The sequence below is a fragment of the Mesorhizobium sp. M0184 genome (assembly GCF_040322215.1).
Lineage (GTDB): Bacteria > Pseudomonadota > Alphaproteobacteria > Rhizobiales > Rhizobiaceae > Mesorhizobium.
Genome location: NZ_JAMYSZ010000049.1, coordinates 21,945 through 28,448, shown reverse-complemented (window position 1 = coordinate 28,448; position 6,504 = coordinate 21,945). Strand labels below are relative to the sequence as shown.

6 protein-coding genes are annotated in these 6,504 nt (G+C 62.2%); 5 read left to right on the top strand and 1 reads right to left on the bottom strand.

What is annotated here, in order from left to right:
* Nucleotides 1-241: 241 nt before the first annotated feature.
* Nucleotides 242-883: a TetR family transcriptional regulator C-terminal domain-containing protein gene (locus NKJ23_RS32085; RefSeq protein ID WP_254819042.1), complete on the bottom strand. Its 642-nt coding sequence runs from the start codon at nucleotides 881-883 to the stop codon at nucleotides 242-244.
* Nucleotides 884-1,126: 243 nt separating this feature from the next.
* Between NKJ23_RS32085 and aptA the strand changes: the two genes are divergently transcribed.
* The 5 genes from aptA to hydA all read left to right on the top strand — a co-directional run bounded on the left by aptA (nucleotide 1,127) and on the right by hydA (nucleotide 6,497).
* The gene (gene aptA, locus NKJ23_RS32080; protein ID WP_352684716.1) at nucleotides 1,127-2,455 is read left to right on the top strand and encodes an omega-aminotransferase AptA; all 1,329 of its coding nucleotides are present in this window, start codon (nucleotides 1,127-1,129) and stop codon (nucleotides 2,453-2,455) included.
* A gap of 109 nt (nucleotides 2,456-2,564) precedes the next feature.
* Entirely contained in the window at nucleotides 2,565-3,011 is a 447-nt protein-coding gene (locus NKJ23_RS32075; protein ID WP_352684714.1) for an endonuclease domain-containing protein, read from the top strand.
* A 3-nt stretch (nucleotides 3,012-3,014) separates the two neighbouring features.
* Nucleotides 3,015-4,265, top strand: coding sequence for a Zn-dependent hydrolase (locus NKJ23_RS32070; RefSeq protein ID WP_352684712.1), 1,251 nt, complete (start codon nucleotides 3,015-3,017; stop codon nucleotides 4,263-4,265).
* 312 nt (nucleotides 4,266-4,577) lie between these two features.
* Nucleotides 4,578-4,958, top strand: a complete 381-nt coding sequence (locus tag NKJ23_RS32065; RefSeq protein ID WP_352684710.1) for an endonuclease domain-containing protein — start codon at nucleotides 4,578-4,580, stop codon at nucleotides 4,956-4,958.
* 87 nt (nucleotides 4,959-5,045) lie between these two features.
* Nucleotides 5,046-6,497, top strand: a complete 1,452-nt coding sequence (gene hydA, locus NKJ23_RS32060; protein WP_352684708.1) for a dihydropyrimidinase — start codon at nucleotides 5,046-5,048, stop codon at nucleotides 6,495-6,497.
* The last annotated feature ends 7 nt before the right edge of the window (nucleotides 6,498-6,504 follow it).

Below are 6,504 nucleotides of genomic sequence, written 5' to 3'. Positions count from 1 at the left end.
ACGGACGGCTCCCTTGTTTGAGATCTCAACGAACTCATTCTGGCACATCCGATGCCGTCGGGCGCCGTCCACCCCATCATGCCGTAACCTTAACGGCAGAGTGCAGCGGAGCAGAATCCTGCAGCGCAGGGGCGTTCTGGCGTAACGGCATGGATCCTGGGGTCTGCGCTGCGTCGCTCCGCTCCTTGCTGCGCCCCAGGATGACGAAGCGATGGGGGAGGTTTGCGACAGCCGAGCTGCCTCAGCCCTTCGGCTTCAGCCCGTCGATGAACAGTTGCTCGAGAAACCTTGCGGCATCCTCGAAGCGGCCGTCGCCGCCGCGGTCGGGGCCGAGCACGGCGCGCACCTGCACGTCGAAATCGGCATAATGCTGCGTCGTCGCCCAGATCGAGAAGATCAGGTGCCAGGGGTCGGTGCGGGCAATCTTGCCGGCGCGCATCCAGCCCTTGATGACATTGGCTTTCTCGTCGACCAGCGTCTTCAACTCGCCCTCCAGCATCGGCATGATGCGCGGCGCGCCCTGCAGGATCTCGTTGGCGAACAGGCGGCTCTCGCGCGGGAAATCGCGCGCCATTTCGAGCTTGCGCCTGATGTAGCTGCGCAGTTCGGTTAGCGGATCGCCGATGTCGTCGAGCTCGCGCAGCGGCGCCAGCCAGGTGTCGAGAAGCCGCTGCATCAGCGTCTCGTGGATGTCCTCCTTACGGCGGAAATAATAGAGCAGGTTCGGCTTCGACATGCCGGCGGCTTCGGCGATCTGGTCGATGGTCGAGCCGCGAAAACCGTTGGTCGAGAAGACTTCGAGCGCCGCCTCGAGGATGAGCTCGCGCTTTTCCAGCTGGATGCGGGTGCGGCGAGGAGCGGAGCTTTCGACCGCCCCCGTCACCCCGAAAAACCTTCGCTGGGAGGAGTGTCTGGACCAATTCTCTGGACCAGTTTTTCTCCGCCCTGTGGAGCGCACTTCGAAAGCCGCATTTCCGCTAGTAATCCCTTGACCGCTGATAAGGCGGTGCTAACGTTTGTCCAACCGGTCAAAAATTTGCGTAGCACGAAAACACAGCAAAGACCAAGTGTTGGAACGACCAGGCGTTAGCCGCACCGAAACAGGTTACAAGGGGAAGTCTTGGTCATGTCCAACCGGCTGAAAGTCACGCCGAACGATCTCAGCGCATTCTGGATGCCGTTCACGGCAAACCGGCAGTTCAAGCAGGCGCCGCGCATGATGGTGTCGGCCAAGGATATGCACTACACGACCAGCGACGGGCGCAAGGTGCTCGACGGCACCGCCGGGCTGTGGTGCGTCAATGCCGGCCACTGCCGTCCGAAGATCACCGAGGCGATCCAGAGCCAGGCGGCCGAGCTCGACTATGCGCCGGCGTTCCAGATGGGCCATCCGATCGTGTTCGAACTGGCGAACCGCTTGGTCGACATCGCGCCGAAGGGCATGGACCATGTGTTCTTCACCAATTCCGGATCGGAATCGGTCGAAACGGCGCTGAAGATGGCGATCGCCTATCACCGCGCCAAAGGCGAGGGCTCGCGCACCCGTCTGATCGGCCGCGAGCGCGGCTATCACGGCGTCAATTTCGGCGGCATCTCGGTCGGCGGCATCGTCACCAACCGCAAGATGTTCGGCACGCTGCTCGGCGGCGTCGATCACATGCCACACACGCATCTGCCGGAAAAGAACTCTTTCACCAAGGGCGTGCCGGAGCATGGCGCGGAACTGGCGAACGAGCTGGAGCGCATCGTCGCACTGCACGACGCCTCGACCATTGCCGCCGTCATCGTCGAGCCGGTGGCCGGTTCCACCGGCGTCATCCTGCCGCCGAAGGGCTATCTGCAGAGGCTGCGCGAGATCTGCACCAAGCACGGCATCTTGCTGATCTTCGACGAAGTCATCACCGGTTTCGGCCGTCTCGGCACGCCGTTTGCCGCCGACTATTTCGGTGTCACGCCGGATATCATGACCACCGCCAAAGGCGTCTCCAACGGCGTCATCCCGATGGGCGCGGTGTTCGTGAAGAAGGAAATCCACGACGCCTTCATGACCGGGCCCGAGCACATGATCGAGTTCTTCCACGGCTACACCTATTCGGGCAATCCGATCGCCTGCGCGGCGGCGTTGGGCACGCTCGACACCTACAAGGAAGAGGGGCTGCTGACGCGCGGCGAGGAACTGGCGCCGTACTGGGAGGACGCGCTGCACTCGCTGAAAGGCGAGCCGAACGTCATCGATATCAGAAACATCGGCCTGATCGGCGCGATCGAGCTGGCGCCGATCGCCGGCCAGCCGACGAAGCGGGCCTTCTCGGCTTTCGTCAAGGCGTTCGAGCGTGGTGCATTGATCCGCACCACCGGCGACATCATCGCGCTATCGCCGCCGCTGATCATCACCAAGGGTCAGATCAACGAATTGATCGACCATGTGCGCGAAGTGCTGAGGGCCGTGGATTGAACCAGGTGCAGCTTTCCCTCCCCCTCGAGGGGAGGGTGGCCGCGAAGCGGCCGGGTGGGGTCAGTGCGGCAGTGCGCCAGCCTGACCTTCGGCCGCATAGGTGCCTGTGATGCCCCGGACCCGCGTGAGTTTCGAAATGCGCCAAAAGGCGCGCGCGCTTCGAGTTCATGCGACCAAAGGCGAATCCCTGCTGTGGTATGAACTGCGCGAATTGAAATCGGCCGGCATCAAGTTCCGTCGCCAGTGCCCGATCGGACCTTATATCGTCGACTTCGCTTGCCTCGCTGTAAAGCTGGTGGTGGAAGTGGATGGAGACGCGCACGAACAGGAGAAGGGCAAACGGCACGACGCCGTCCGTGATGCCTATCTGCGGTCGCTCGGGTTCGATATCTTTCGCGTCGATGAGCCCGATGTCATAAACAGCGCCTGGCATGTCGCACAGGTGGTCAAGGAAAAGGTCGCGCGCATGTCAGCCGACCCCACCCGACCGCTTCGCGGCCACCCTCCCCTCGAGGGGGAGGGGGACGCTGGCGTGCCACAACCAATGAGGTTTTAGAATATGGCCGCCCCCGGCGAGAATTTGCGAATCAATTCAGACCGTTTGTGGGATTCGATAATGGAGATGGCGAAGATCGGCCCCGGCATTGCCGGCGGCAACAATCGCCAGACCGTTACCGACGAGGACGGCGAAGGGCGGCATCTGTTCAAGCGCTGGTGCGATGAGGCGGGGCTCGAAATGGGCGTCGACGAGATGGGTACGATGTTTGCCCGTCGCGAAGGCACCGACCCCAGCCTGCCGCCGGTCTATGTCGGCAGCCATCTCGACACCCAGCCGACCGGCGGCAAGTATGACGGCGTGCTCGGCGTGCTCGGCGGCCTGGAGGTCGTGCGCTCGCTCAACGATCTCGGCATCAAGACCAAGCACCCGATCGTCGTCACCAACTGGACCAACGAGGAAGGCGCCCGCTTTGCGCCGGCGATGATGGCGTCCGGGGTATTCGCCGGCGTGCTCGATCAGGCCGACGTTTATTCGCATGTCGACAAGGATGGCAAGAAATTCGGCGAGGAGCTCGAACGGATCGGCTGGAAGGGCACTGAGAAAGTCGGCGAGCGCAAGATCCACGCCTTCTTCGAATTGCATATCGAGCAGGGCCCGATCCTCGAGGACGAGGGCATCGACATTGGTGTCGTCACCCATGGCCAGGGACTGAAATGGCTGCAGGTGACGTTGACCGGCAAGGAGGCGCATACCGGCTCGACGCCGATGCCGAAGCGGCGCAATGCCGGGCTCGGCATGGCGCGGGTGATCGAATTGGTGCACGAGATCGCCATGGACTATCAGCCCGACGCCGTCGGCGCGGTCGGCCATATGGAGGTCTATCCGAACTCGCGCAACATCATCGCCGGCCGCACCGTCTTCACCATCGACATCCGCTCGCCGGAAAAGGAGGTGCTGGACGCCATGGACGGCCGCATCCGCGAAGGCATCGACACAATCTGCGACGCGCTCGACATCAAATATCAGATCGATCAGGTCGGCCATTTCGATCCGGTCACCTTCGACGCGGGCTGCGTCAAGGCTGTGCAGGATGCGGCGGAGCGTCTGGGATATACGCATCGCAATATCGTCTCGGGTGCCGGCCATGACGCCTGCTGGATCAACCGCGTTGCACCCACCGCAATGGTGATGTGCCCCTGTGTCGACGGGCTCAGCCACAACGAGGCCGAGGAAATCACCAAGGAATGGGCAGCGGCCGGCGCCGACGTGCTGTTCCATGCGGTGGTGGACACGGCGGAGATTGTGGGGTGAGATGTTGGCGCCGTACCCCCACCCCTAACCCCTCCCCACAAGGGGGAGGGAGACTTCCGTTGGCGCTGACCTCGGCAAATTGCCTGCCTTTCGGCGCCAAAAGGGGAAGTAAGGGCGCGCGGCAGCATTCCCTCCCCCTTGTGGGGAGGGTTAGGGTGGGGGTCCATCTTCGTAAGAATCCAAATGTGATTGCCCTGCCACAAGGGGAGGACTAGCAATGCCGACGCCTTTTTCTATGGCGAAAGCTTTGATGGGTTCATCTGTGACAGCGCGGCACCAAGCCTCCCTCCCCCTTGTGAGGAGGGATTGAGGGTGGGGGTACTCGTCTTGGCACCGACCGCGATCGATCCAGCCGCCGTCAAGCGTGCAAGAATGTTGCGCCGGAACATGACAGAGGGCGAGCGTAAGCTCTGGTCCGAGCTGAAGGAGTTCCGTCGCCTCTACGGGTTACATGCAAGGAAGCAGGCGCCGATTGGGCCTTATATTGCGGACTTCGTTCTGCACGAGAAGAACCTCGTCATCGAGGTGGATGGAGAGCATCACTTTACGCCGGAGCAAATGGAGAAGGACCGCATACGCGATGCATGGTTTGGCCGACAGGGCTATCGTGTGCTCAGGTTTTCGACTGGAGACTTGGCAAATTCCTTCGATGGTTGCGTCGAGGAGATATTGCGGGAAGTTGGAGTCATGTAGAGGCCGTTCAGGGTTCCTCGACGCTGAACCGACCTGATCAAGCAAGGCGCTCATAAAGAAGCGCGAACGAAACAAGGGAACAAGAAAATGTCCAAAGTCATCAAGAACGGAACCGTCGTCACCGCCGACCGGACGTGGAAGGCCGATGTGCTGTTCAAGCACGGCAAGATCATCGGCATCGGCTCGGATTTGCATGGCGACCATGAGTTCGACGCCAGCGGCTGCTATGTGATGCCGGGCGGCATCGACCCGCATACCCATCTCGAAATGCCGTTCATGGGCACCTATTCGGCCGACGATTTCGAATCCGGCACGCGCGCGGCCCTTGCCGGCGGCACGACGATGGTCGTCGATTTCTGCCTGCCAGCGCCGCAGCAGTCGCTGCTCGAGGCCCTGCAGATGTGGGACAACAAGACCTCGAAGGCGTCCTGCGATTATTCCTTCCACATGGCGATCACCTGGTGGGGCAAGCAGGTGTTCGACGAGATGGCCACCGTCGTCGACAGGGGCATTACCTCGTTCAAGCATTTCATGGCCTACAAGGGCGCGCTGATGGTCGACGACGACGAGCTCTATTCGTCGTTCCAGCGCTGCGCTGATCTTGGCGCGCTGCCGCTGGTCCATGCCGAGAATGGCGACGTGGTGGCGGCGCTGTCGCAGAAGCTGCTGGCGGCGGGCAATAGTGGCCCCGAAGGGCACGCCTATTCGCGTCCGCCGGAAGTGGAAGGCGAGGCGACCAACCGCGCCATCATGATCGCCGACATGGCCGGTGTGCCGCTCTATGTCGTGCATGTCTCCTGCGAGCAGGCGCACGAGGCCATCCGCCGGGCGCGGCAGAAAGGCATGCGGGTATTCGGCGAGCCGCTGATCCAGCACCTGACGCTGGACGAGAGCGAATATTTCAACAAGGACTGGGATCATGCGGCGCGGCGTGTCATGAGCCCGCCCTTCCGCAACAAATGGCACCAGGATTCGCTGTGGGCCGGCCTGCAGGCCGGGTCGCTGCAAGTGGTGGCGACCGACCATTGTGCCTTCACCACCAAACAAAAGCGCAACGGCGTCGGCGACTTCACCAAGATCCCGAACGGCACGGGCGGGCTCGAGGACCGCTTGCCGATGCTGTGGACCGCCGGCGTCAACACAGGCCGGCTGACGATGAACGAGTTTGTCGCGGTGACCTCGACCAACATCGCCAAGATCCTCAACATGTATCCGAAGAAGGGCGCCATCGTCGAAGGCGCGGATGCCGACATCCTCGTCTGGGATCCGAAGCGCAAGAAGAAGATCACGGCCAAGAAGCAGCAATCGGTGATCGACTACAATGTCTTCGAAGGTTTTGAGGTAACCGGCCTGCCGCGCTTCGTCTTCTCGCGCGGCGAACTGTCGATCGAGGAAAACGAGGTCAAGGCGAAGCCCGGCCATGGCGAGTTCGTCGCTCGCGAGCCGAACGCGGCGGTCAACCGGGCCCTGTCGACCTGGAAGGAGATTTCCGCGCCGCGCAAGGTGGAACGTACAGGCATCCCGGCGACGGGCGTTTGAGCTTGGG